Genomic DNA, 25,159 nt, shown 5'->3' on the forward strand with positions numbered 1-25,159 from the left:
CCTGAACACCCTTCGGAAGGACTGCCCGTGAACAAGCGGAAGTGGACCGCACGGTCCTACACCCTGACCCCGATCGTCCGCTGGGACCGCGCGAGCGGCTGGCGGATGAGTGTCCGCGACGCCCGCGCCTGCCTCAACGGCGGGCGCCGCATCGCAGGCGCCGACGTGTTCATCTACGCCACGACCGACCGGCAGGGAACGCCCCTGCACATCGGGTACGTCCGGATCCCCGCCAGCACCTACAGCGGTTTCCCCGGCGGTGAGCCGTTCGACCCGACGGCCGTGTACGAGATCCCCACTGCCGCGCTCACCGACATCTGAAGCACCGCACCGCCCCGAATCACCCCGCGTACGGGGTCCGGCCGTCAACCGACCAAAGCGCCGGCCGGACCCCTTCCATCCCCTCCCGTTTCCGGAAGGAACGTGAAGTGAATCACGACGACGAGAACGAACTGTTCAACCGACTGGAGGGCGACCTTGCGGCCGACTCCGGGGGCGAGGTGCTGTCCCTGGACAAGGCCCGATCCGCCCGTACCGAGTCGGCCGACCCGCACACCGGCGAGTCGGGCAGCGAGTCGGCCGACCCGACCGGGGACGCGTCGGGTACGGGGTCGGGTCATCCGGCCCCGCCCCGGTCGGGTCCGGGGTCGGGTCCGGTGATGGTCGATGGACCGGCCCCGGTCGGGCCCGGGTTCATGGACCGCATCAAGGGCGCCAAGCGCCGCCCGGTCGTACCGATGTGGCTGCAGTCGGCTGTGGAGTTGAAAGCGGCGGCCGGGTGGGTGGCCGGGCACTACGGCCACACCGCCGGGTATCACGCCTTCCGCTCCCCGGCCTACGCCGTGCGCCTCGCGTTGCTGTCCCCGCGGGGGGCGGCGAAGTTCCTCGGCGGAACGATGCGGTGGGTCGCGGACAAGGAAGGCGAGCCGGTCCGCCTGGCGATGGTGGAAAGGGAGGACGCCGGCGAGTACCTGAAGCTGTCGCGGCAGCGCGATGGCCGGGTGCGGCTGCGGACCCTGATCATGGTGCTCGCATCCGTCGTCGGGTTGGGTGCCGCGCTCGCCCTGCATGTGCTGGCCCCGGGCTGGCTTCAGGCCGTCTCGCTCGGCGCCCTGCTCATGGCCCTGGGACACCTCGGACGGCCGGAGGACGCACCGGTCATCACCCGGGCGGTGGACCTGCCGCAGGTGATGCGCCTGACCTCCGACATCGTGGCCCGCGCCTTCGGAGCGCTGGGGATCGCGGAGATCAACAAGCAGATCTCCAAAGGCCATGCGGGCATCGAGTTCAAGGCCCCGATCCAGCGCGACGGCAAAGGCTGGCGCGCGGACATCGACGTCCCGTACGGGGTGACCGTGTCCGATGTGCTGGACCGGCGCGAGCGCCTGGCGTCGGGTCTGCGGAAGTCGCTGGGCTGCGTGTGGCCCGAGCCGGTCCCCGGGGAACACCCCGGCCGGGTGATGCTGTGGGTGGGGGATCAGGACATGGCGCGCGCCCCGCAACCGGCGTGGCCGCTGCTCAAGACGGGTACCACCTCGCTGTTCAAGCCCGTCCCGTACGGCACGGACCCGCGGGGCCGGCAGGTCGGCTTCGACCTGATGTACGCGAACTTCCTGACCGGCGCCATGCCCGGCCGCGGCAAGACGTTCGCGCTGCGGATCCTGCTGCTCGCCGCCGCCATGGACCCCACGGCGGAGCTGCACACGTGGGAGTTCAAGGGGACCGGGGACTTCTCCTCGTTCTCCCCGATCTCCCACTCCTACGGCTCCGGCCCTGGTGATGACGCCACCGTTGAGGACTGCATGGACGCCCTGCGGTACGTCCACGGCGAGCTGGACCGCCGGGCACGGGTCATCAACGGACTGCCCAAGGACATCTGCCCGGAGAACAAGGTCACCCCCGCCCTGGCCGCGAAGAAGTCGCTCGGCCTGCACCCGCTGGTGATGTCCATCGACGAGTGCCAGGAAGTCTTCACCCACGAGAAGTTCGGCAAGAAGGCCGCAGAACTGGCCACCGCCATCATCAAGCGGGGCCGCGCGCTCGGCGTGATCCTGCTGCTCGGCACGCAGCGCCCCGACGCGGACAGCCTGCCCAAGGCGATCAGCGCCAACGTCGGGATCCGGTTCTGCCTTCAGGTCATGGGCCAGCCCGAGAACGACATGGTCCTGGGCACCTCGATGTACAAGAACGGGATCCGCGCGACCTCGTTCACCGCCGAGGACCTGGGGATCGGCTACCTGGTCGGAGCGGGCCCGAACCCGCAGATCGTGCGCTCCTACTACATCGACAACGCCACCGCCGAGACGATCTGCCAGCGCGCCCATGCCGCCCGCGCCGCGGCCGGCACCCTGCCCAACCCGAACGCACCCAAGGCGGAGAAGCTGGCAGACACCCTGCTGCCCGACATCCTCGCCGTGCTCCCCGCCGACGAGGCCAAGGTGTGGAACGAGACGGTGGTCGAACGGCTGGCGGACCTGCGGCCCGAACGCTACGGCGCCTGGGCCCAGATGAGCGGCGAGGAGCAGACCGCGCACCTGACCGCCACGCTCAAGCCCTACGGCATCACCGCCGGACAGGTCGGCCGCCGCATCGACGGGAAGTTCGTCAACAAGCGCGGCATCAAGCGCGACGACATCACCACCGCGATCGCGGAGCGTAACCAAAACCGGGACGTGAGCTGAGTCCCCGGGGCTGCTATCGATAGCGGTCGCACCTGCTATCGATAGCAGCCCCGATAGCGGCCCATACGGGCACTGATCAGGTCGCTAGCGCATAGCGGCCCACCTGCGGAAACCCCGAAAACCGGCCCGGAGGCCCCGCCATGACCCCAACGCTCCTCGCTATCGCCTGCCTGCTCGCCGCTACGCTCTGTTACGCGAGTCTGTGTGCGGCCAGCCCGTTCGGCAACTGCCGCAAGTGCAAGGGCTTCGGCTACGCGCTCAAGACCGACCGGCGCGGGCGCCTCAAGCCCGGCAAGACGTGCCGCCGCTGCCGGGGCGAGCGCAAGCGCATACGCGTCGGCCGCCACCTGTTCAACGTCGCCCGCCGCATCCACCGCGACGGCACCCGCTGACCGTCCCGGCACCTCCCCGCCCGGCGCGCCGGCCCTGTGCCCGCGCCCGGCGGGCCCCACCCCAGCACCTCACGCGACCCTCCCAAGGAGCGCCTTCATGGCCGTGACCGTGTCCCTGCTCTTCCTGTTCGGCCTCGTCCTGTTCTTCCTGCTCCGCTCCAAGACCCTCGGCTTCGGATCGGCCTTCATCGCCCTGATGTTCGGCTTCTACCTCGCCCGGACCGGAGCGTCCTCAACGGTCGATGAGCTGATGACCGCCGTCGTGAACTCCCTGAACAAGGTCATCCAGTAGACCTGATCGGAGACCCGCCATGAACTCCAGCACCGAGCCCACCGGCCGCATCACGCTCATGGCCGCAGGGGAACTGCGCGACGCACTCACCGCCCTCCGCAGCGGTGACACCGCCGGAGCCGCGTACGGGCTGATGAGCATCGACCCCGCATCCTGGCAGGCCATCGAACACCGTCTCGCCGCCCTCGGTGGCACGCTCCCCGAGCTGCTGGCCACCACCCGGGGCGGCGCGGCATGAGCGCCGGTCTGATCGCCGCCGCGTGCGTGTTCGGCCCCGGCATCCTCGCCGCCCCCGCCGTAGCCATCGGCTACGTGCGGGGCCGCCGCGAGATCGCCGCTGTCGATCTGGTGTTGGGCGAGACCCGCAGCGAGGCACCCGAGCCGCCGCCCGATGCCCGCGAACCCCTCCCCGTATCGGACCCCGAGCCGGTCGCCGGCCTCGCGACCGTCCTGACCTTCCCCGCCCACCGCGCCGCCTGACCCTCCCTCGTTCCGCCCGTGAACAGGAGAACTCGCCCGTGACAAAACCCGTACCCAAGACCGACCCCGAGCCCGTCAAGGCGTTCAGTTTCGGGGGTGGCTGGCAGTCCATGGCCGCCCTGGTACTGGCCGCCCAAGGAACCCTGGACTATTCGACGTTCATCTTCGCCAACGTCGGTGACGACTCCGAGAAGCCCGCCACCCTCGCCTACGTCCGTGATCACGCCCGCCCGTTCGCCGCCGCCCACGGCATCGACCTGACCACCGTGGGACGCATCCGCCGCGACGGCACCCCCGAAACCCTCTACGGCCGCATCACCCGCGAAGGCTCCCGCTCGCTACCCATACCGGTGCGGATGTCGAACGGGGCACCCGGCACCCGGGCCTGTACCGGGGACTTCAAAATCAAGGTCATCGGCAAAGAACTCAAACGCCGGGGAGCAAGCCGCACCAACCCCGCCACGGTGGGGATCGGGATCAGCGTCGATGAGATCAGCCGCGCCAACAACCGCCGCTGCGAACCCCACGAGCGGATCGAATACCCGCTGTTGGAGCTCGGCATCCGCCGCACCGACTGCGCCCGCATCATCCGTTCGGCGGGCCTGCCGGTCCCGCCGAAATCCGCGTGCTGGTTCTGCCCCTTCGCCCGCCCGGAGAACTGGCACGACATGCGCCGCGACGAACCCGCGCTGTTCGTCAAAGCCTGCGACCTCGAAGCGCTGCTGAACCGGCGCCGCGACACGCTCGGCAAAGACCACGTCTGGCTGACCCGGTTCCTGCGCCCCCTGGCGCTGGCCATCCCGGACGGCGTGGACACCCTGCCCTTCGACGACACCGACCCCGGATGCGACTCCGGATGGTGCATGACCTGACCAACCCCAACGAGCCCAGACGACCCCTCGAACGCTCTCCAGAGCCGGAAGTCCCCGGCGCTGAGATCAAAAAGGAGAAGCCCGTGATGGACATCGACCCCGCCGAGATCGTGGCCGTAGAGCTGGACTGCGCGGGATGGCCCGCGCCCTACGTCCGCAGCGTTACCCGTCGCCAGCTCGGAGAGCTGCTGTTGCAGCTCGACGACATGGCCGACGACACCGAGGCCGCGCAGCCGACCTGCCCGTAGACGTGCCCGAGGCGGTCGCCTCTCACCACAAGACCGCGACCGCCTCGGCTTCTCCGTCCCTTCGACAGAAACAGGAGAACCCCCAGCATGACCCATCACCCGCCCAATCCGCTCCTGATGGCAGCACTTCAGGCCGCTGAACAGGGCTGGCCCGTCTTCCCCCTGCGCGTCGGCGACAAGCCCCCGGCCCTGCACGGAGAAACGTCCTGCCCCGGTACCGGGCCCTGTGCGGCCGGACACCGCAAGTGGGAACAGCAGGCCACCACCGACCCCGACCGGCTTCGGGCCGCGTGGGCGGTGCGCCCGTTCAACATCGGGATCGCGACCGGACCGGCCGGGCTGGTCGTCGTCGATCTGGACATGCCCAAGCCGAAAGACCCGAAGGGCACGCCTTCCGGCGCGGCGACCTTTGCAGCGCTCTGCGAGCGCGCCGGGCAGACCGTGCCCGCCACCTACCGGGTGCGGACTGCGAGCGGTGGCCAGCACCTGTACTTCACCGCTGCGGACGGGGTGCGGCTGCACAACACCCGCGACCACCTCGGCAAAAAGATCGATACCCGGGCGTGGGGTGGCTACGTCGTCGCCGCGGGAAGCGCCACCCGGGTCGGTGCGTACACCGTCCTGGATGACCTGCCGGTAGCACCGCTGCCCGCGTGGCTGAAGGACGCGCTCACCCACGCACCGCCCACCCGGCACGCCCCCACCGCCCTAGTAGCGCGCGACGCGTCCTCCTACGCCGCTGTGGGCCTACGCAACGAGGAAGCCTCCGTGCGGGGCGCCGTTGAGGGCGAACGCAACGACAAGCTGACCCGCGCCGCCCGTGCGATGGGTCGGTTCGTCGCCTCCGGTGATCTCGACCGTGCGGAAGTGGAGCAAGCTCTTAATTGCGCCGGATTGGCGGCCGGGCTCTCGGAGCGCGAGTGCAGGGCCACGATCACGCACGCCCTGAACTGGTCTATCGCCCGCAACCTGGGCAGGCTCGCATGACGGCCACCGGCGCGGAATCCGAAGCAATTAAGAGCAAACAACTGAGCCTCACCGGCGCCGCGGACGCACCCCCCGTCCAGCCGTCTGCCGGGCGGGCGGTCGTTGCCCGAAAGTCGTCGGCCGCAGGCCGTCCTTCTGTGCCTGTCGGTCCTGACCCGCGCACCCCCGCCGCCGGTCCCGCGTGGGTGGTGGCGTGGCTCCGCATCGTGGCGCCGGAATACTACACGGAGCGGGTCTCCGCGCACGCGTGGTGTGCCTGTGGCTTCGAGCGCCGCGCCGGTGACCGGCGCGGCGTCCTGCGCGTGGTGGAACAGCACCTCGCCCACCGCGCCTCCTGCCCTCTCCGCAACCCTGCCGAAGGGAGGCAGGCCGCATGAACGCTCAGCCTGTGGAAGACGCCGACCTGTGGGCCGCGTTCCCCGCCGTGGACGCACCCGACACCGTGCCGGCCGATGCGCCGTGGGAGGACCCGCTACCGCTCAAACGGCGCCGTCAGCTCCCCGACTTCCCCGTCACGGCGTTCCCCGGTTGGCTGCGGGACTTCACCGCCGCCGTTGCCGAGGAAACACAGACCCCCGTGGACCTGGCCGGGTGCGTCGCCCTGGCAGTGCTGGCCACCGCCGCGGGCGGCCGGTCCGTGGTCCATGTCCGTGGACGCTGGCGCGAACCCACGAACCTGTTCACCGTGTGCGCGCTGCCCCCGGGCAACCGCAAGTCGGCGGTGTTTGCCGCGATGAGCGACCCGCTGTACGAAGCGGAAAAGGAGCTCAAAGCACAGGCCATGCCCGCGATCATCGAAGCGACCCTGACCGCGAAACTCGCCGAGGACGCCGCAGACAAAGCCACCCGCAAAGCCGCCGCAGCATCCGGCACAGGGCGGGACCAACTCATCGCCGAAGCGGTCGGCATGGCCCAAGCCGCCGAATCCCTCACCATCCCGCCCGAACCGCAGTTGCTCGCCGACGACGCCACGGCGGAGACCATCACGTCGTTGATGGCTGATCAAGGCGGGCGCATCTCGTTGATGTCCGCGGAAGGCGAGATCTTCGACATCATCGCCGGGCGCTACTCCGGTGCACCCAATATGGGCCCGTTCCTTGCCGGGCATGCGGGGGACCGGTTGCGGGTCAACCGGCAGACCCGTAAGGAGTACATCGACCATCCCGCGCTGACCATGGGCCTGTCGGTGCAACCGGCCGTCCTGGACGGCATGGCCAAGATCAAAGGGGCCAAGGGCCGCGGACTACTCGGCAGATTCCTGTACTCCCTGCCGGAATCCCTCCTCGGTCAGCGCAAGACCCTGCCCGAACCGGTGACCGAAGCGGTTGCGGACGCGTACGAACGCAACGTCGTCACGCTCACGCTGTCCCTGGCGGGCTGGACCGACCCCGCCCTACTTCAGCTCACCCCGGACGCCGACACCGTCCTACAGGGCTTCCAGGAGCGCTTGGAACCCAAACTCGCCGCCCGCGGCGGGTCGCTCGGACACATCTCCGACTGGGCATCCAAACTCCCCGGCGCCGCCGTCCGCATCGCCGGGCTTCTGCACCTGGCCGAACACCTGGACCGCGGCCACAACCAACCCGTCACCGCCGACACCATGAACGCCGCCATCACACTGGCCGACTACTTCGCCGGCCACGCCCTGGCGGTATTCGACCGCATGGGCGCCAACGAAGCCGCCGACCGCGCCCGCACCGTCCTGGACGTGCTGCGCGCCAACCACTGGCCCGAAGTCAGCAAACGCGACCTGTTCGCCAAGGTCAGCCGCGCCGAGTTCCCCGCCGTCACCGACCTGGACGCGGCCCTGAACGTCCTGGAAGACCACGGCTACGTACGCGCCCAAGCCACCCCACGCACCACCGGCCGCGGCCGACCGCCCTCCCCCCGCTACACCGTCCACCCCTACCTGACCGACCCCGAAGCCTGACCCGCCGCCGCAGAAACCGCAGAATACGCAGAAATACCCCGCACCCCCGCTGACCTGCACACACGCGCCAACACGCGCCACAGCGGGCGCCGCCGCAGAAACCCCGGAAACGCCCGCAGAAATACCCGGACCCACCGCGCCGCCGCCGGGGCAGCCACCCGGCACGGCACCCACCCGGTTATTTCTGCGGGACTTCCGCGGGTTTCTGCGGCTCACCGCCCGCCCGCCGACGAGACACCATCGCCGCAGGTCAGCACCCCTACCGCGTATTTCTGCGGATTCTGCGGTTTCTGCGGCACCACCCCCGCCCGGACAGCAAGGAGTGCCACCGTGGCGACCACCTGCCCGAACCTCAAGCTCCCCGAAGTCCTGACCGAGATCGGCATCTCCCGTGCCGCGTTCTACCGGATGCGCGCACGGGGCAAGGCGCCCAAAACCATGAGCTGCCGAACGGACAGATTCGCGTCCGCCGCCGCGACCTCGACGCATGGCTGAGCGCCTGCGAAGAGATCTGCCACTGATCCATCAACACGGAAGGGCCCGACGCCGAGCGTCGGGCCCTTTGCTTTGGGAGCCCCATGAGCCTGAGTTACGAAGTGGAAGTGTGGTCGATTCGTCAGCGGGCGGGCCGCCGCAAGCCGTACGAGCTGCGCTGGAGAGTGGAGAAGCGCGAGCACTCGCAGAGCTATCGACTGAAGACCCAAGCCGAGGGACGGCAGTCCCAATTGCTCGAAGCGCTTCGGCGTCGCGAGCAATTCGACCTAGAGACCGGACTCCCCGAGTCAGAGCTGCGCGCGCTGAATTCACCTACCTGGTATGCGCATGCTTGCGCATACGCCCTGATGAAATGGCCCAATGCTTCGGCCAAACACCGCGCGAGCATCGCAGAGACCTTGGCCACGCTCACGCCCGTACTCGTCCGGGACACCAAAGGCGCACCCCACCGTGACGTTCTCCGAATCGCTTTGTACGCGTGGGCGTTCCGCTTCATCCGCGACGGATCCGATGCCGTCCTCAAGCCCAGATCCACCATGGAGCCGCCTCCGGACGATGTGGCCGCCGCGCTGGTATGGATCGCTGAGCATTCCATGCAGGTCAGCGAACTGGGCAGGTCAACCACCGTACGGGCCGCGCTGGACGCACTGGCCCGGAAGAAGGATGGAACGACGGCCGCTCTCAACACCACGCGCCGGAAGTACACGGTCTTCAGCAATGCTCTCCGGTACGCCGTGGAATGTGACCTACTGCCAGTCAATCCCCTCACACGGATCGACTGGGAACCGCCGGAGACCGATGATGAAGTTGACTTCCGCTACGTCCCCGGCGCCGCATTGGCCCGCATGCTCATCAATGCTGTTGGTGAGCAACGTGAACGGGGCGAGCATCTGAAAGCGTTCTTCGGGTGCCTGTACTACGCGGCTATGCGCCCTTCCGAGGCTGCGGCACTCGGGCGTGAAGCGTGTGCTCTTCCGGACGCGGCGGATGCCGAGGCGTGGGGGGAATTGATCCTAGGCGAAAGCCGCCCGGAAGTGGGTTCCGGATGGACCGACGACGGGCTGTCATACGAAAAACGCGGCCTGAAGCACCGCGCTCGCAAGGCCACTCGCTCGGTACCGATTCCGCCAGAATTGGTTCGCCTGCTGCGGGAGCACCTGAAGAAATACGGCACTGCGGCGGACGGACGGCTCTTCCGAGCCGTCGAAGGTGGACGCGTTCGCTCGACCGAGTACACGGATCTGTGGCGGGTCGCCAGGGAGATGGTGCTTACCCCGCATGAGTTCGCGAGTCCCCTCGCTGAAGTCCCCTACTCAGCACGGCAGGCCGGCGTCTCGCTCTGGATCGAAGCGGGCGTGGATCCGGTGGAAGTGGCCCGTCGCGCCGGCCACAGCGTCACCGTGCTGTTCCGCTTCTACGCGAAGGTCATCAAGGGCCGCCAGGAGCACGACAACGCTCGCATCTCGCGCTCACTCCAAGAGGCCAGAGAACCCATGGAACACGGAGAGTAGCCGGTCAATCTGGCCCGCGTATGGCCCGTACGCACTGGTCAGAGGTGGGATACGGGCGGAACGAGGTGAGACAGCCTCAGCACAGATGGGGTGCCTCTAAGAGAGAGGCACCCCTTCTGACCTGCATCCTTCTGACCTGCTGCGGAGGATGTGAGATTTGAACTCACGGTGACATCGCTGCCACGACGGTTTTCAAGACCGTTCCCTTAGGCCGCTCGGGCAATCCTCCCGCGCCCCGCCCACCTGCGGTGGAGCGGCTACAGCCTAGCGTCTGACGCGCTCCGGGAGGGCCGGTGGCCGGCACCTGGCCCGCTCGCTCCCCGAAAGGGCGGTCGGAGCACCCGCCGACGGGCCCGTCCGGTGAATCTCCACCCGTGGTTCCACCCATGGGTCCAGGTGCGAAAAGCCGTGCGGCAGCAGGCTTGGGGCATGACAACAACCGAGTGGATCACCGACATCGCCCTCGTCCTCGTCGTCTTCCGGCAGCTGCGGGAAGGCCGCCTGGACCTCCGGTCCTTCCTGATTCCGCTGGGGATCGTGAGCTTCGTGGCCTACACGTACCTCGACTCGATCCCCACCGCGGGCAACGACCTGGTGCTGATCGGCGCCCTCGTGGGCGCGGGCGCCGTCCTCGGCATCGCCGGCGGGGTCTACACCCGGATCCGTTCTGTGGGCGGGCACCTCCTGATCAAGGCCGGTCTGGTCTCGGCGGCCCTGTGGGTGCTCGGCATGGGAGCCCGGATGGGCTTCCAGCTGTGGGTCAGTCACGGCGGATCCGACGACGTGGCCCGGTTCAGCATCACCCACCACATCACCAGCGACCAGGCCTGGGTCGCGGCGTTCGTCCTGATGGCACTCACCGAGGTGGTCACCCGCCTCGCCACGATCTTCATACGGAGCCGGATCACGGCCCACCTGAAGCCGGCCCGGACCATGAACCGCGGCAGGTCCACCCTCGAACGCGCCGCCTGACCGTGGGCTATCGTCACGCCGTGCCCATACCCGACAACGCCCCCGGCCCCGGGCCGGCGCCCCACCAGGCACCGGCCCGCCGGCCGTTTCCCGCGCGGGACCCCTGGGGGCTCTGGCTGGTGGCCGTCGGGGTCATCGTCGCCGGAGTCGTGACGATCCGGCCCATGGGTTTCAGCGGGCGCGGCCTGGCGGTCGCCGTCCTCTTCGTGATCAACTGCGCGGTGCTGCTGGCCCGGACGCTGCCCGAGACCGACGTGCCGCCGCGCTTCGCCCTGTACTGGCTGACGTCCGGCATCGTCGCGGCGGCCGCGCTGATCGGCGTCAGCAGCAGCGGATCGGGTTACCTCTTCGCCTTCTTCCTCGCCGGTCACATCGGCTACCGCCTCGAGGCCCGGCCAGCCCTCGTTCTCGCGCTGCTGTGCAGCCTGTTGTGCGCCGGCGCCCTCTACTTCCGCCTCGGTCCGGGCTACCACGTCCTGCCCTGGACCGTCGGCCTGGCCACCGGCATCCCGGTCCTGCCCGGTATCGTCCGCCGCGGCCGGCAGCGGGCGCTCCAGGCGGTGCTCGAGGCGGCGGAGTCCGCCGAGCGTGCTGCCCGGGCCGAGGCCAGGACCGCCGTGCTGACCGAGCGCAGCCGCATCGCCCGCGACGTGCACGACGTCCTGGCGCACTCGCTGGCCGGGATCAACATGCAGCTGGAGCTGGCCGACGCGCTGCTCGACACCGGTGACCTGGCGAAGGTCCGGGCGGCCAACGACAAGGCGCACAGCCTCGTCAAGGAGAGCCTGAAACAGGCGCAGTGGACCGTGCACGCCCTGCGCGAGGACGCGTTGCCGCTGCTGGAGAGCCTGACCGCGATGCTCGCATCGTCCGGGCACCACGACGCCCTCACCGTCACCGGGACCGAGCGGGAGGTGCCGGCCCAGGTGGGCCAGAACCTGCTGCGAATCGCCCAGGAGTCGCTGACCAACGCGGCCCGGCACGCGCCCGGCGGGGAGGTCGCGGTGGAGCTGGCGTTCGCTGTCTCGTCGACGGAGCTGCGGATCCGGAACCGGCCCGCCACCCGTACGGCGCCCGTGAGCGCCGGCAGCGGCATGGGACTGATCGGAATGCGCGAACGCGTCGCCCTGTTGGGTGGCACCATCGCCGCGGGGCCGGTCACCGAGGGACCGGACCAGGGCGGCTGGCAGGTGGAGGCAGTGATCCCGTATGAGTGAACGGACCGAGCAACACCAGCCGTTGAGGGTGGTCGTCGCCGACGACCAGGCCGCCGTCCGGGAACCGCTGGCCGCGGTCCTCGCGCTGGCCGAGGACATCGACGTCGTCGCTGCTGCGGCGGACGGCACCGAGGTGCTGACCGCGGTCGCCGCCGGGCCGGTCGACGTGGTGCTGATGGATCTGCGCATGCCGCGCATGGACGGCATCGAGACGACCCGCCGGCTGACCGAGGACCACCCCGAGGTGGCCGTCGTCGTGCTGACCACCTTCGCCGACGACGACTCGATCCTGGCCGCGCTGAGCGCCGGAGCCCGCGGTTATCTGACCAAGAACGCCGGTCGCCAGGACATCGTCCGGGCCATCCGGGCGGCGGCCGCCGGCCAGTCCGTGCTCGACCGCGAGGTCCAGGACCGGCTCCTCGCCTCCGTTCGCACCCAGCCGCCCGCGCCGGAGCAGCCGCTGCCGGCGGACCTCACCCGCCGCGAGCGCGAGGTGCTCACCCTCATCGGCCAGGGCCTGCCGAACCGGGCCATCGCCGAGAATCTGTTCATCAGCGAGGCCACCGTCAAGACCCACATCAACAACCTGTTCGCCAAGGCGGGCATCCGCGACCGGGCCGACGCCGTGCGCCGCGCCATCGCGGCGGGACTCGCCTGAGCGCACGGGAAACGACAGGAGGTGAGGTGCCGGGTCGCCCGGCACCTCACCTCCTGTCGTTCCTGACCGCCAGGGTCAGTTCTTCTCGTCCCCGTCGCGCTTGCCGAGGGTGAGGGTGGCGGTGGAGGTCTTGCCGCCGCGGGTGTAGGTGATGGTGACCTTGTCGCCGGGCTGGCGCTGCCAGATGGCGCCGATCAGGGTCTGGCCGCTGTCGATGACGGTGTCGTCGAACTTGGTGATGATGTCGCCGGCCTTCAGGCCCGCCTTGTCACCGGGGCCGCCGGGGACGATCGCCGGGTTGCCGCTGTTGCCGTTCTCGGTGACCTTGGCGCCCTCGCCGCGGTACTGGGTGTCGAGGGAGACGCCGATCACCGGGTAGACGGGCTGGCCGGTCGCGATGAGGTTGGTGGCGACGCGCTTGGCCTGGTTGATCGGGATGGCGAAGCCGAGGCCGACGCTGCCGGCCTGCGTCTGGCCGTCGCCGCTGCCACCGGCGGACTGGATGGCCGAGTTGATGCCTATCACCGCGCCGTTGGCGTTCAGCAGCGGGCCGCCGGAGTTGCCGGGGTTGATCGAGGCGTCGGTCTGGATGGCGCTCATGTACGAGGCGCTGGCGCCCTGGCCGTCGCTGGACGCGACCGGACGGTGCATGGCGCTGACGATGCCGGTGGTGACGGTGCCGGAGAGGCCGAAGGGGGCACCGATGGCGATGGTGGCGTCGCCGACCTTGGTGCTGTCGGAGTCGCCGAGCGGGATCGGGTCGAGCTTGGCGTCGCCGGCGTTCTTCAGCTTGATGACGGCGACGTCGTAGCCCTGGGCGCGGCCCACGACCTCGGCGTCGTACTTCTTGCCGTTGGAGAACGTCGCGGTCAGCTTGCCGCCGTCGGCGGCCGGGGCCACCACGTGGTTGTTGGTGAGGATGTGACCCTGCTTGTCGAAGACGAAGCCGGTGCCGGTGCCGCTCTCGCTGCCGCCCGACGCCTCGATCGTCACGACGCTCGGCAGCGCCTTCGCGGCGATGCCGGCCACGGAGTTCGGCGCGCGGTCCAGGACCTTCGGGTCCGAGGACGAGCTGACGGTGGTGGAGTTGGAGTTGTCCTCGTGCCGCGCGGCCCAGTAGCCGACGCCACCGCCGACACCACCGGCGACCAGCGCGGCCACCAGCACGGCGGCGACCATCGAACCCATGCCGCGCGGCTTGCGCTCACCGGGCGGCGGTACGGGGACGTGAGTGCCCCACACCGGGCCGCCGGGACCGCCCGGCTGGCCGGGCTGCGGGACGGCACCGGCGTACTGCGGGAACTGCGCCGTCTGCGGGGCGCCCGGGTACGGCTGCTGGGCGTGCGCCTGCGACGGGTCGGGCTGCGACTGGCCGGGCGCCGCGGTCAGCACGGCGGCGGGCGTGGCGTACGGGTCCGCGGCGGGCGTGGCGTACGGGTCCGCGGCGGGCGTGGCGTACGGGTCCGCGGCGGGCTCGGTGTAGGACGCGGCGGCCTCGGTGTAGGACGCGGCGACCTCGCGGTACGACGCGGGCGCGGCGGTCTCCCCGTAGGACGGGACGGGCTCGCGGTACGACGTGTCGGGCTCGCTGTACGCCGCGGGCGGCGTGGGATCCCCGTGCGACACGGAGGCCGGCACCGGTGCGGGCAGGTCGTCGGCCACCGGCGCGGGGACCTCGGCCGGGGCCGGCGGCACCACCGGCAGGACGGCGGTCGGCGGCTCGGCCGGAGGCGCGGGCGGGGCGGCGGGAGCGGCGGGTTCGGCCGGGAGGGCCGCCTTCGAGAGCTCGCCGCGCTCCGGCGCGACCGACTCCGCGCCGGACTCGGGCGCAGCCGGGACCTGGCCGGCCTCGTTCTCGGTGCTCACAGCGGTTCTCCTATGGTCAGAGCGCGGGTGTCGGACTGGACACAGCATTTCCCACTGGGTGTCGGACCGCCGTAAGCGGTAGCTGTGTATGGCCCGCGTATGGAGTCGGGGATTATGGCCCGCGTAGGGAGCCGGGGTGTGGCGGTGCCCAGGCGCGGGCGGTCTGCTTTCCACCGCGACGCGCAGCGATGGCACCATAGCCCGGTGACTTCTGCGCATGCGGTCCGGGATGCGTTCCCGGACGGGAACCCGATCCAGGTCGTCGCCCACCGAGGGGCGTCCGAGGACGTACCCGAACATACGCTCGCGGCCTACCGCAGGGCCATCGAGGACGGTGCCGACGCCCTGGAATGCGACATCCGGCTGACGGCAGACGGCGAACTGGTCTGTGTCCACGACTGGCGCGTGAACCGTACGTCCAACGGCCGCGGCGCCGTCTCGTCGATGGAGCTGGCCGACCTCGCCACGCTCGACTTCGGTTCGTGGAAGGGGCAGCACACCGACGGTGAGGCCCCGGACACCACCGACGACGAGCGCAGCAGCGTGCTGACCCTGGAGCGGCTGCTGGAACTGGTGGCGGACACCGAACGGCGGGTCGAGCTGGCGATCGAGACCAAGCACCCCACCCGCTGGGCCGGCCAGGTCGAGGAGCGGCTGCTGGAACTGCTGCGCCGCTTCGGCCTCGACGCGCCGCCGCCGGGGGAGCGCTCCGCGGTGCGCGTCATGAGCTTCTCGTCCCGTTCGCTGCGCCGCGTGCACACGGCGGCGCCGACGCTGCCGACCGTCTATCTGATGCAGTACGTCTCGCCGCGGCACCGCGACGGCAGGCTGCCCGCCGGGGTGCGCATCGCCGGTCCGAGCATGCGGATCCTGCGGGCGAATCCGGGGTACGTCGCACGGCTGCACCGGGCCGGGCACCGGGTCCATGTGTGGACGGTGAACGAGCCGGCGGACGTCGACCTGTGTGTGCGGCTCGGGGTCGATGCGATCATCACCAATCGGCCGAAGCAGGTGCTGTCCCAATTGGGGCGGTAAATAACGGTATTACGGGGAGTGCACCGGCGCGTTCGGACCGTGTTCGACCGATGTGAGTGCCCCAATAGATCGCAGTTGGCTTGTTTCCGGTCCAGTCCAAGGGGGCATTCATCCCGTGGCGTGGGGTGAAGGAGGTCTCGGGGGTGGCGTTGGTGGTGGCCCAAGAGGTGCCGACGTCCTCGACCATGGCCCTGTCGCATGGTCCGATGGGCGTGGCGGAGGCACGGCGCAGGCTCCGTAGTGAGCTGTGTGCGCACGAGGTGCCGGAGCCGGTGGTGGACGACGCGGTGCTGATCCTGTCGGAGTTGCTGAGCAACTCCTACCGGCACGCGCGTCCCCTCTGCGACGGCCCGGACGAACGACCCGGCGAGGCGGACGACGCGGCCGACCCCTGCGGCATCCGCGCCGCGTGGCGGATCGGTGACGACGGCCTGCTCAGCGTGGAAGTGACCGACGGCGGGGGCCCGACCCGCCCGCTGCCGGCCAGCCCGTCGCTCACCGCACGGGGCGGCCGCGGACTGGGCATCGTCAGCAACCTGTCGCTGCGCTGGGGGGTGCGGGACGGGCCCGGCGAGGTCACCGTATGGGCCCTGCTGCCGGTCAGAAGCCGCCACGCGCGGCGCGACGACCTGGCGCCGCGGTTGGACATCCCGATCGATTTCGCGGACCCGTTCGACGATCTTCCGTAGCGGTCCCGGGGCGGAGCCCGTCCCGGACAAGGCCGCGAGGCAGCGTTCTGACGGCGATTGTTCGCCGCTCTTTCCCGGATCCGTCGAAGGTTTCCCCCGCGCGTTTCCGGCTGGGGGCCCGGCGAGCGCTAGGCTCACGGCCGAAACGTAGCCGTACCGGGAGAGATCGAGCCATGGCCAAGAAGCGCCCGACGAAGACGAATGCCCCGCAGATCGTCGACGGGGAGATCCCAGTAGTCGGCGCGCGGGAGCCGTGCCCCTGCAACTCCGGCCGCCGGTACAAGGCGTGCCACGGCCGCGAGGCCTCGCACGCGGTGACCGAGCTGGTCCTGCGGCCCTTCGAGGGGCTGCCCGGCGAATGCGACTGGGTGGCGCTCCGCGAGCTGGTGCCGGCCGCCACCGTCGAGCTGACGCTCAAGGGCGGGCTGCCCGCCGACGTGCCGTCGCTGACGCTGGCGACCGTGCTGCCGATGGCGTGGCCGGGGCTGCGCCGCGACAGCGGCAAGGTCCTGCTGGGCCTGCAGAACGACACGGCCTCCGGCGACCTCAGCCGCGGTCTCGCCGACATCCTGCAGCGCGCGCTGACCGCCGAGCCGGGCTCGCCCGTCGAGGGCGCGCGCACCGACGGCGACGGCCCGCGCATGCAGGACCTGCTGGACCTGGACGCGCCGTTCGAGCCGGTGGTGCACACCGGCTTCGAGTTCTGGCTGGAGAACGCCGGTGACGCCTCCGGCGACATCGCGGCCTCGCTGGAACGCGCCAACGCCGCGGCGATCCCGACCGTCCGGCTGTCCGGTGTGGACGCCGCGTACTGGTGCGAGACGCCGGACAAGAACCACCTGCGCTGGGTGATGTCGCACCCGGAGGAGCAGCTCCTCGACGCCATGGCGCGGCTGCACGCCGCCGGGGCGTCCTCGCTCGGCGACAACACCCGCCTGGTCGGCTCGTTCCGTGCGCACGGGCTGGTCGTGCCGGTGTGGGACCTGCCGGTGGGCATGGGCGCGGACGAGGTCGAGAAGCCGGCCGCCGCGTTCGGCGAGCGGCTCCTGGAGGCGCTCGGTGCGACCGCGCCGCTGACCGGGGACGAGCGCCGCGCCCGCAGCGGCTTCATGAACCGGCAGATCACGCTCAGCTGAGCCGGGCGGAACGGAGGCGGCCCGCACTGCGGCGGGCCGCCGCGGAACGAGTGACTCCGGTCACAACTCCGCCTGCCCACCGGCAATTACGGCTTCCGGCTCCTTCTCGCGAATTTGCGTACGGAAGAATTCTTGTTACCGTTTAAACAGCCCGGTCGCTGGTGCATCCCCCGTCGCCAGCGACCGGGTTTTGCCATGCCCGGATCCGCCCCTCACCAGGCGATGTCCGGAAGTTGATCTACATTGGCTGATTTTCTGTTCAGCTATTGCTACCGATTGCTACCAGCTCGTAGCAGCATTCGCTCACTTCCCGCCGAAGCGAACTCCGCAACAGCGCTGTAGATCTCCGCCGTGCCGTCATCCGGCGAAACCGCTTTCACCGTCCGCTCGCGCGGCGTCTCGCACGAACCGGGACCGTTCCCCGCCCCGACGGGGCACTCCACCCGTACCGTCCGGCCGTCGGGGCGCATCAGGGTCAGCACTCCGCCGAGCGGGCCGCCGGTCCCGTTCCGGTAGTACGTACGGGCCCAGGTGTCGCCGCCCACGGCGATGGTGCAGGTCTGCGCCTGGACGCCCTCGGGCGAGGTGAGTTGGGGCCCGCAGGCCGCGACCGGCCGCAGCGCGGCGGAGCCGGCGCCCGGGCCCGCGGCCGAGCCCCCGGACGGCCCTGGAGCGTTCCCTGCGGCCGAAGAACCGCCGGAGGCCGGCCCGAGCCCCGGGAGCAGGCCGTCGACGGTCCCCGCGCCGGTACCGTCCGCCACCCCTGGCACGGACTGCGGCCTGTCGCTCCGTGCGGCGCGGGCCGGCGGACCCGCGGGGCCGGAGGGACCCGCCGTGGCGGCGGCCAACGGCAGCACCACCGCCAGCGCGATCACACTGGTGAGGGCGATCATGCGCAGATTCGGAGCGCGCTCCATCGGGTTCCACCTGTCAAGGATTGCGGCTGGTGCGGTGCGCCGAACATATCGGGCCCATCACGCAGAAAAGAGGGCCATTGCCCCGTATACCGGGCAACGGCCCCCTGCTGCTACCCGAACGAGTGACGCCGCCGAGAGCCCGCCGGACCGGGCCGACGAGCGCCTCTCCCCGGCCCCCTCACCACGTGGAGGCGCGTCCCGTCAGTACGTGAGGTGCGTTCAGTACGTGAGGTGCGTTCCGTCCGGTGCCGTCCGGCCCGCGCGGACGAGGGTGTCCACGATGAGCGCCACGCTCGGCAGCCACGGTGACGTGGCGCCGTCGTCGACCACCGGCGGCCGGATCCACCGCAGTTGTCCCGCGCTGCTGCTCGACGGCGGCAGCGCCACGTAGCCGCCCTCCCCGTGATAGCGCAATGAGCTGGGCACCCATTCGTGGGAATCGAGCAACTCGCCCAACTCCTCCAGGGAGTACGGGGCGACGAGCAGAACGAAGCGCGTCGGGGTGGCCACCACCGGGCCGAGCCGGACGCCCAGCCGGTCGAGGGTGTCCAGGGCCCGCGCACCGGCCACGGCCGGCAGGCTGACCGCCGAGACGCGGTCGCCCGTCGCGAGCACCACGGGCGCGTCGGGGCGGGCCGTCCACCACCAGCGCACCATGCGCGGGTCGCGGGTGGCCGCCATGAGTCCGGGATCGTGCGGGTGCACGCCGGGGACGGGGCAGTCCGGGCGTGGGCAGGCGCATGGCTGCGCCCCCGCCGCCCGCCAGGAACCGCGGCGGTCGTGCCCGACACCGGGCACCACCGGCCATTTCCACTGTTCCGTGTAGGTGAGAACCGCGCTGAGCAGCGCGGACTGGCCTCTCCACCGGAACGAGAGCTTGCGTCGCCTTCCGAGGATCTCGCGCATAGCGCAAAGTTCCTTTCCGTTAACGCTCAGAGGATCTGCCCATGACACAACGTAATCTCGAGCACACCGCTTACAAGGCAGCGCATCACGCTGCTAGCCGAGCGTGGAACGTGGCGAGGGGTGGCGCACGCATGGCGCTTGCTGTTCTGTCTGCTCTGTATGCCGCGCTGTGCGGTTCCGCTGGGGGTGGGAACACCCCGCCACTCGGGGTAGGCCGGCCGTCATCTACTAGTAGGACGCTGGAGCCAGACACCGGGTTCCTACCCACCACCGTGAATATGACGCGCTGTTGGACGGCATCAGTCGACCGTCAATTGTCTTCGGGTGTGGTCATTTTCGGCCAAGCTTTCGGAGTACGACACCACTCCTTCTACCAGCACAATCCTGGACATGCCCACGATCAGGCGTGTACAAGTGGAAACCTGGTAGCGGCGCAGCACGATATGGGGGTTTGCGATGCTATTGACGCAATTGACCTGCTTCATCAAGCCCCGCACGCGAGTCGGCAAAAATCCTGAATCGCCGACAAATAGCACTGTTCGTCGCGCAGGCCGTGATCTCACGGGAAGCCGTCGGCCATGAGCACCACCCGGGTGCCAAAAGTGGCCGGAACCAAGCCACCCATTCCCGCCGCGCCACACACTTCCGCCCCTGCGGCCGAATGCCGCCCCGTGGATCGGCTCGCCGCCGTCCAGGACCGGCTGGCCTGTTGGATCTCCGATCTCACCACACTCCATGAGCTCACCGAACGCCTCGCGCGCACCACCGGCCTCGACGAAGCGCTGCGGGAAGTGCTGCGGGCCGGCGCCGCGTTGGTCGGTGCGCGCCGCGGTCTGCTCGTGCTGGAACCCGCCGACCGGCTGGGTCCCGACACCACCGTCGGCCTCGGCCTCGGCCACGCCGACCTGGGCACCATCGAGACCGTGCCGCACGGCGCCGCCTCCTACGGGATCCTGCTCGACGGCACCGACGAGAGCACCGACAGCACCGGTAGCACCGCCGGCGCGGGCATCCCCAGCGGCCCCACCGGCACCGGGGACGGCCCGGACGGGACCGCGCCCGCGGACACCTCGGCGCCCACGACAACGCCCGTGACGACACCCACGACCGCCGCCGCGAACGCGTCCGGCGCCACGGAGAGCGACCGTCCCGCGGGCCGCGACGAGATCATCCACCCCGATCTGCCCCACGAGCCCGGCCTCGACCCGCGGCACCGCGAGGTCGCCGCGCACCTCGGCTTCGACGCCAGCTACGCGCTGCGGCTCACCACCGAGCGGACCGGCCACCTCGGCGCGGCTGTCTGGCTGTACGACGAACCCGCCGCGCCGGTCGAACGCCAGCGCCATCTCGTCGGTCTCTACGGCCGGTACGCCGCCGAACACATCGCCCGCCAGCTGGAACTGAGCCGCGCCCGCGGCACCCTCGCCACCCTCGCCGAGGAGCTGCTGCCCGCCCGGCTGCCGCGGGTCGCCGGCGTACGGATGGCCGTACGCCACGACACCGGGCCGCGGGGCGGCGGCGACTGGTACGACGCGCTGCCACTCCCCGAAGGCGCGCTCGGCCTCGCGGTCGGCGGCGTCACCGGCTCCGGTCCCAGCGCGGTCGCCGCGATGGGCCGGCTGCGGGCGTCGCTGCGGGCCTACGCCGTCATGGAGGGCGAGGACCCGGTCGCGGTCCTGTCCGACCTGGAGCTGCTGCTGCGGCTCACCGAGCCCGCCCGTTCGGCGACCGCGCTGTTCGCGTACGCGGAACCCGATCAGCACAAGCTCGTCCTGGCCGGCGCGGGACACTGCCCGCCGCTGATCATCGGCGACCACCGGATCGAGTACGTCGAGACCTCGCTGTCGGCCCCGCTGGGCATGCTGAGCTGCTGGGAGGCTCCCAGCGTCGAGGTCCGGCCGGAGCCCGGAGAAACGCTGCTGCTCTACACCGACGGCCTGCTGCACCGCACCGGCGAACCGATGGACCGCGCGCTCGCCCGGCTGCACGCCGCCGCCCAGAGCGCGCCGCGCGCCACCCGCGACGACCCGGACCTGCTCGCCGACCACGTGCTGCGCACCGTGCTGCCGGACGGGCTCGACACCCTCGACAGCGCGGAGGACGTCGTTCTGCTCGTCGTCCGCTTCGACTGAGCCCCCCATCCCCCCGAACCCGCTGGACCCCCCTGGACCCGCCAGAACCCGCCGGGTCCGCTTTGCCGCACTTCGTGACCTAAGCCCTCTGTAACCGGCCTTCCGTACGCACATACGATGGATCGGTCTATTGCGAGGAGGCAGGACGTGTCCGAAGAGGTCGAAGCGGCCGAAGAGCAGCCGATTAAGCAGCGTAAGAACGGTCTCTACCCCGAGGTCTCCGACGAGCTCGCCGAGCTGATGAAGTCCGAGTGGGCCGACACCGAACTGCACGACCTGCGGCCGATCGCCCAGGCGCCCCACGCCGCCCGCCGCCGGGCCGCGCTGTCCGCCCGTTTCCCGGGCGAGCGGCTGGTCATCCCGGCGGGCAACCTCAAGACGCGCTCCAACGACACGGAATACCCCTTCCGCGCGTCCAGTGAGTACGTCCACCTCACCGGTGACCAGACGCAGGACGCCGTCCTGGTCCTGGAGCCCGCCAAGGGCGGCCAGGGGCACGACGCGACCGCGTACCTGCTCCCCCGCTCCAGCCGCGAGAACGGCGAGTTCTGGCTCGACGGCCAGGGCGAGCTGTGGACCGGCCGCCGCAACAGCCTCGCCGAGGGCGCCCAGCTGCTCGGCCTGCCGTGCTCGGACGTCCGCGAGGTCGTCGCGAAGCTGGCCGTGGCGACCGGCCCCGTACGGGTGGTGCGCGGCTACGACGCGGGCGTCGAGGGCGCGCTGACCGACAAGGTCACCGCCGAGCGCGACGCCGAGCTGAAGGAGTTCCTCTCCGAGCTCCGGCTGGTCAAGGACGAGTGGGAGATCGGCGAGCTGCAGGCGGCGGTCGACTCCACCGCCCGCGGCTTCGAGGACGTCGTCAAGGTGCTGGACAAGGCCGAGGCGACCTCCGAGCGCTACATCGAGGGGACGTTCTTCCTCCGGGCCCGCGTCGAGGGCAACGACATCGGCTACGGCTCGATCTGCGCGGCAGGACCGCACGCCACCACCCTGCACTGGGTGCGCAACGACGGCCCGGTCCGCTCCGGCGAGCTGCTGCTCCTGGACGCCGGTGTGGAGACCCACAGCCTCTACACCGCCGATGTCACCCGGACCCTGCCGATCAACGGCCGGTTCAGCGACATCCAGCGCAAGATCTACGACGCGGTCTACGCGTCGCAGTCGGCGGGCATCGCGGCGGTCAAGCCCGGCGCCGCCTACCGCGACTTCCACGACGCCTCGCAGCGCGTGCTCGCCGAGAAGCTCGTCGAGTGGGGCCTCGTCGAGGGCCCGGTCGAGCGGGTCCTGGAGCTCGCCCTGCAGCGCCGCTGGACCCTGCACGGCACCGGCCACATGCTCGGCCTGGACGTCCACGACTGCGCGCACGCGCGGACCGAGACGTACGTGGACTGCGTGCTGGAGCCCGGCATGGTGCTGACCGTCGAGCCCGGTCTGTACTTCCAGGCGGACGACCTGTCGGTGCCGGCCGAATACCGCGGCATCGGCGTCCGCATCGAGGACGACATCCTCGTGACCGCCGACGGCAACCGGAACCTGTCGGAAGGGCTGCCGCGCCGCTCCGACGAGGTCGAGGCGTGGATGGCCGGCCTCAAGGGCTGACACGCAGAGCTCGGCATGCGTGACCTGTGTGAACCGCCTCGGGCGCCGCGATACGGCACCCGGGGCGGTTTACTGGCCGCCGTGACGACAACCGACCCCGCGCTGCGCGCCCTGGCCCATCCGGTACGGCTGCGCATGCTGTCGCTGATGTGGGCCGCCCCGCTCTCCGCGGCGGAGCTCTCCCGGGAGCTGGGCATCTCGCACGCGCTGGCCAGCCAGCATCTGCGCCGGCTGGACGCCGCAGGACTCGTCGAGCTCACCGAGGTCCGCTCCCACCGGGGCGGCAGGGAACGGCGCTACCGCACCGTGCACGGCACCCCGCTGTCCGACCGGCAGGACGGCGCCCCGCTGCTCGCCGAGGCGCTCGCGCACAACCTGCGCGACCGGGCCGCCCGCCGGGCACCCGGGCAGGACGGTGTGACCTCCGACGCGGAACTGTGGGTCGCGCCCGAGGCCTGGGACACCTTCCGCACGCGCATGGCGGAGCTCCTCGCCGACCTGCACGAGGCCGCCCGCGCCCCGCACACCCCCGGCTCGGTCCTGCTCGGCGCCACGGTGATGGCGTTCCTCGTGCAGGCCGATGAGGAGGCCGGAGAGCAGGCCGAGGAAGACCCCGCCGCCCCTTAGCGCCGGAGGATCTCCCTCAGCTCAGGACGCCTTGAGCAGCGAGTCGTCCCGCCACTTGAGGACCTTGTCGATCGTCACCACGGCGCCGTGGCCCGGCCGGTTGTGGAAGTGGACGTGGTCCACCAGCGCCTCGATGAGGAACAGTCCCCGTCCGTCCTCGGCATGCCGGCCCTTCAGGGCCAGCGGCCGGGCGAGTTGGTGACGTGGCCGGTCGGGCGCGAAGCCCGGGCCGGAGTCGGCGACCTCGATACGGCAGCGGTCGCCGTCGATGCGCGCCGTCACGCTGTAGTCACCCTCGCCCGCGTGTTCCACCGCGTTCGCACAGGCCTCGGACAGTGCCACCGACAGGTCGTAACAGATCTCCGGGTCCACACCGGCGGTCTGCATCGTCCCCAGCAGCAGTCGTCGGGCGAGCGGAACGCTCGCGGCCTCGCGCCGCAAGTGGAGAGACCACCAGATGCTCATGCTCCAGCCTCCAGGCCGCGGCTCGACTTACGGATACCTATAGCCACGAATTGCGCCCCGTAAGCGTCCTCTTGACGTGATGCCGCTCATTCGGCGGATGTGGGACCCCGGCGTACAGGTGTAAAAGGGCGACTCGCCCGCACCCCCGCAAGCCGGACACCCCCCGTATGCGCCGGTTCCCGGCGGTGAGAGGATGACGCCCGTCATGGCATCCCCATCCTCCGTTTCCCCCGTGCGCGCGGGCGCCGGGCTGCGACTGCTGCGGGCCGCGGTGTTCACCGCGGTCTGTGTCGTGCTGTCCGCGGCCGGGCACGGACTGGCGTCCCGTCACGGGGTGCCGGCCGGCGCGCTGGTGGTGGGGTCCCTCGTGGTCTTCGCCGTGGCCGCGCCGCTGGCCGGGCGGGAACGGTCGCTCCGGGGGATCGCCACGACGCTCGCTCTGGGGCAGCTCGCGCTGCACGCCGTGTTCGGCGCCGGACAGGCCTGCGCGGACCCCGCGACGGGCCGGGACGGCTCCGCCGGTGTCCTGGCGCTGGCCGGCCGGCTGCTGTGCGGCAGCCACACCTCGTCGGCGGCCCTCACGCAGCAGAGCGCGGAACGGATCGTCCGCGACGCCGGCATCGACCCGGCGTCGGCGATGTCCATGAGCCCCGTCACTCGAACGGGTGACACCGGGATCACCGGAATGCACGCGGCGATGGCGTACTCGCTGCCGATGCTGCTCGCGCACCTGTTCGCCGCGCTGGCCGTCGGATGGCTGCTGCGGCGCGGCGAGGCCGCCCTGTGGCGGCTGGTGAGCCTGTCGGCCGACGTGCTGCGCGGCGTACTCGTCGCGCTGGTGCGCGTCCTGGTCGCCGGAGCGGCCGACGACCGGCTCGCCGCGCTCCGGCCCCGCCGGTTCGCCACCGGGCGGGGATCGGCGCGCAGCGTACGGCTGCGCCACAGCCTGCCGCGGCGCGGGCCACCGGCCTACGCCCTGGCGGTCTGACGCGAGCGGTCTCCACCGGTCCGGTTCCCACCGGTCCACGGGGGCGGCGGTCTCGCGCGTTCCG

Annotated in this window: 25 protein-coding genes, 1 tRNA gene and 1 pseudogene; 22 read left to right on the top strand and 5 right to left on the bottom strand. The window is 70.9% G+C overall.

The genetic code is table 11. The features are described 5' to 3' along the window. Positions 1-27 precede the first annotated feature (27 nt). The 12 genes and pseudogenes from G3I60_RS28405 (at position 28) to G3I60_RS28460 (ending at position 9,888) form a co-directional block, all read left to right on the top strand. Positions 28-321, top strand: coding sequence for a hypothetical protein (locus tag G3I60_RS28405; RefSeq protein ID WP_164294853.1), 294 nt, complete (start codon positions 28-30; stop codon positions 319-321). A 107-nt stretch (positions 322-428) separates the two neighbouring features. After that, positions 429-2,681 (top strand): cell division protein FtsK, encoded by a 2,253-nt coding sequence (locus tag G3I60_RS28410; protein ID WP_164294854.1) that lies wholly within the window; start codon positions 429-431, stop codon positions 2,679-2,681. A gap of 140 nt (positions 2,682-2,821) precedes the next feature. Then, complete coding sequence (locus tag G3I60_RS28415; protein ID WP_164294855.1) at positions 2,822-3,073, top strand: hypothetical protein; 252 nt, start codon at positions 2,822-2,824, stop codon at positions 3,071-3,073. Between the two features lie 97 nt (positions 3,074-3,170). After that, a complete protein-coding gene (locus G3I60_RS28420; protein ID WP_164294856.1) occupies positions 3,171-3,365 on the top strand; it encodes a hypothetical protein in 195 nt (64 codons plus the stop codon). Between the two features lie 19 nt (positions 3,366-3,384). Further along, a complete protein-coding gene (locus G3I60_RS28425; protein ID WP_164294857.1) occupies positions 3,385-3,603 on the top strand; it encodes a hypothetical protein in 219 nt (72 codons plus the stop codon). Then, a complete protein-coding gene (locus tag G3I60_RS28430; protein ID WP_164294858.1) occupies positions 3,600-3,845 on the top strand; it encodes a hypothetical protein in 246 nt (81 codons plus the stop codon). Before G3I60_RS28425 ends, G3I60_RS28430 begins: the two co-directional genes overlap by 4 nt. Before the next feature lie 38 nt (positions 3,846-3,883). Further along, entirely contained in the window at positions 3,884-4,717 is an 834-nt protein-coding gene (locus G3I60_RS28435; protein WP_343241237.1) for a phosphoadenosine phosphosulfate reductase, read from the top strand. Between the two features lie 83 nt (positions 4,718-4,800). Further along, positions 4,801-4,965, top strand: coding sequence for a hypothetical protein (locus tag G3I60_RS28440; RefSeq protein ID WP_164294859.1), 165 nt, complete (start codon positions 4,801-4,803; stop codon positions 4,963-4,965). Between the two features lie 87 nt (positions 4,966-5,052). Then, positions 5,053-5,952, top strand: a complete 900-nt coding sequence (locus tag G3I60_RS28445) for a bifunctional DNA primase/polymerase (protein WP_164294860.1) — start codon at positions 5,053-5,055, stop codon at positions 5,950-5,952. A 373-nt stretch (positions 5,953-6,325) separates the two neighbouring features. Further along, positions 6,326-7,882, top strand: coding sequence for a YfjI family protein (locus G3I60_RS28450; protein WP_164294861.1), 1,557 nt, complete (start codon positions 6,326-6,328; stop codon positions 7,880-7,882). A 330-nt stretch (positions 7,883-8,212) separates the two neighbouring features. Continuing rightward, positions 8,213-8,403, top strand: a pseudogene (locus G3I60_RS28455) (helix-turn-helix transcriptional regulator). Between the two features lie 57 nt (positions 8,404-8,460). Beyond that, the gene (locus tag G3I60_RS28460; RefSeq protein WP_164294863.1) at positions 8,461-9,888 is read left to right on the top strand and encodes a site-specific integrase; all 1,428 of its coding nucleotides are present in this window, start codon (positions 8,461-8,463) and stop codon (positions 9,886-9,888) included. Positions 9,889-10,030: 142 nt separating this feature from the next. Here the strand turns inward: G3I60_RS28460 and G3I60_RS28465 are convergent. Then, positions 10,031-10,117, bottom strand: a tRNA-Ser gene (locus G3I60_RS28465). 200 nt (positions 10,118-10,317) lie between these two features. Here G3I60_RS28465 and G3I60_RS28470 point away from each other — a divergent pair. The 3 genes from G3I60_RS28470 to G3I60_RS28480 all read left to right on the top strand — a co-directional run bounded on the left by G3I60_RS28470 (position 10,318) and on the right by G3I60_RS28480 (position 12,735). Then, positions 10,318-10,860, top strand: a complete 543-nt coding sequence (locus tag G3I60_RS28470; RefSeq protein ID WP_138359513.1) for a hypothetical protein — start codon at positions 10,318-10,320, stop codon at positions 10,858-10,860. 164 nt (positions 10,861-11,024) lie between these two features. Next, on the top strand, positions 11,025-12,077 hold the full coding sequence (locus G3I60_RS28475) for a sensor histidine kinase (protein ID WP_164294906.1): 1,053 nt from the start codon (positions 11,025-11,027) through the stop codon (positions 12,075-12,077). After that, entirely contained in the window at positions 12,070-12,735 is a 666-nt protein-coding gene (locus G3I60_RS28480; RefSeq protein ID WP_164294864.1) for a response regulator transcription factor, read from the top strand. The genes G3I60_RS28475 and G3I60_RS28480 overlap by 8 nt, the downstream gene beginning before the upstream one ends. Positions 12,736-12,810: 75 nt before the next feature. Here the strand turns inward: G3I60_RS28480 and G3I60_RS28485 are convergent, their stop codons facing one another. Further along, on the bottom strand, positions 12,811-14,601 hold the full coding sequence (locus G3I60_RS28485) for a trypsin-like peptidase domain-containing protein (protein WP_343241973.1): 1,791 nt from the start codon (positions 14,599-14,601) through the stop codon (positions 12,811-12,813). A gap of 204 nt (positions 14,602-14,805) precedes the next feature. Here G3I60_RS28485 and G3I60_RS28490 point away from each other — a divergent pair, with 204 nt between their 5' ends. The 3 genes from G3I60_RS28490 (at position 14,806) to G3I60_RS28500 (ending at position 17,461) form a co-directional block, all read left to right on the top strand. Continuing rightward, positions 14,806-15,636, top strand: coding sequence for a glycerophosphodiester phosphodiesterase (locus G3I60_RS28490; RefSeq protein ID WP_343241239.1), 831 nt, complete (start codon positions 14,806-14,808; stop codon positions 15,634-15,636). A gap of 143 nt (positions 15,637-15,779) precedes the next feature. After that, entirely contained in the window at positions 15,780-16,325 is a 546-nt protein-coding gene (locus G3I60_RS28495; protein ID WP_164294867.1) for an ATP-binding protein, read from the top strand. 173 nt (positions 16,326-16,498) lie between these two features. Further along, the gene (locus tag G3I60_RS28500; protein ID WP_138351096.1) at positions 16,499-17,461 is read left to right on the top strand and encodes a DUF5926 family protein; all 963 of its coding nucleotides are present in this window, start codon (positions 16,499-16,501) and stop codon (positions 17,459-17,461) included. A gap of 269 nt (positions 17,462-17,730) precedes the next feature. Here G3I60_RS28500 and G3I60_RS28505 read toward each other — a convergent pair whose 3' ends face one another. Together G3I60_RS28505 and G3I60_RS28510 are read right to left on the bottom strand one after the other, a co-directional pair. Further along, positions 17,731-18,378, bottom strand: coding sequence for a hypothetical protein (locus G3I60_RS28505; protein WP_164294868.1), 648 nt, complete (start codon positions 18,376-18,378; stop codon positions 17,731-17,733). A gap of 219 nt (positions 18,379-18,597) precedes the next feature. After that, a complete protein-coding gene (locus G3I60_RS28510) occupies positions 18,598-19,284 on the bottom strand; it encodes a bifunctional DNA primase/polymerase (protein WP_164294869.1) in 687 nt (228 codons plus the stop codon). Positions 19,285-19,862: 578 nt separating this feature from the next. On the opposite strand from G3I60_RS28510, the gene G3I60_RS28515 reads away from it, so the two are divergent. The 3 genes from G3I60_RS28515 (at position 19,863) to G3I60_RS28525 (ending at position 23,642) form a co-directional block, all read left to right on the top strand. Next, positions 19,863-21,416, top strand: a complete 1,554-nt coding sequence (locus G3I60_RS28515; protein ID WP_164294870.1) for a PP2C family protein-serine/threonine phosphatase — start codon at positions 19,863-19,865, stop codon at positions 21,414-21,416. 117 nt (positions 21,417-21,533) lie between these two features. Beyond that, positions 21,534-23,015, top strand: coding sequence for an aminopeptidase P family protein (locus G3I60_RS28520; protein WP_138351100.1), 1,482 nt, complete (start codon positions 21,534-21,536; stop codon positions 23,013-23,015). A gap of 81 nt (positions 23,016-23,096) precedes the next feature. Then, positions 23,097-23,642, top strand: coding sequence for a winged helix-turn-helix domain-containing protein (locus tag G3I60_RS28525; protein WP_343241240.1), 546 nt, complete (start codon positions 23,097-23,099; stop codon positions 23,640-23,642). A gap of 21 nt (positions 23,643-23,663) precedes the next feature. Here G3I60_RS28525 and G3I60_RS28530 read toward each other — a convergent pair whose 3' ends face one another. Then, the gene (locus G3I60_RS28530) at positions 23,664-24,107 is read right to left on the bottom strand and encodes an ATP-binding protein (RefSeq protein ID WP_138351102.1); all 444 of its coding nucleotides are present in this window, start codon (positions 24,105-24,107) and stop codon (positions 23,664-23,666) included. A 205-nt stretch (positions 24,108-24,312) separates the two neighbouring features. Between G3I60_RS28530 and G3I60_RS28535 the strand changes: the two genes are divergently transcribed. Further along, the gene (locus G3I60_RS28535) at positions 24,313-25,095 is read left to right on the top strand and encodes a hypothetical protein (RefSeq protein WP_239070347.1); all 783 of its coding nucleotides are present in this window, start codon (positions 24,313-24,315) and stop codon (positions 25,093-25,095) included. The last annotated feature ends 64 nt before the right edge of the window (positions 25,096-25,159 follow it).

The organism is Streptomyces sp. SID13666, assembly GCF_010548325.1.
Lineage (GTDB): Bacteria > Actinomycetota > Actinomycetes > Streptomycetales > Streptomycetaceae > Actinacidiphila > Actinacidiphila fildesensis.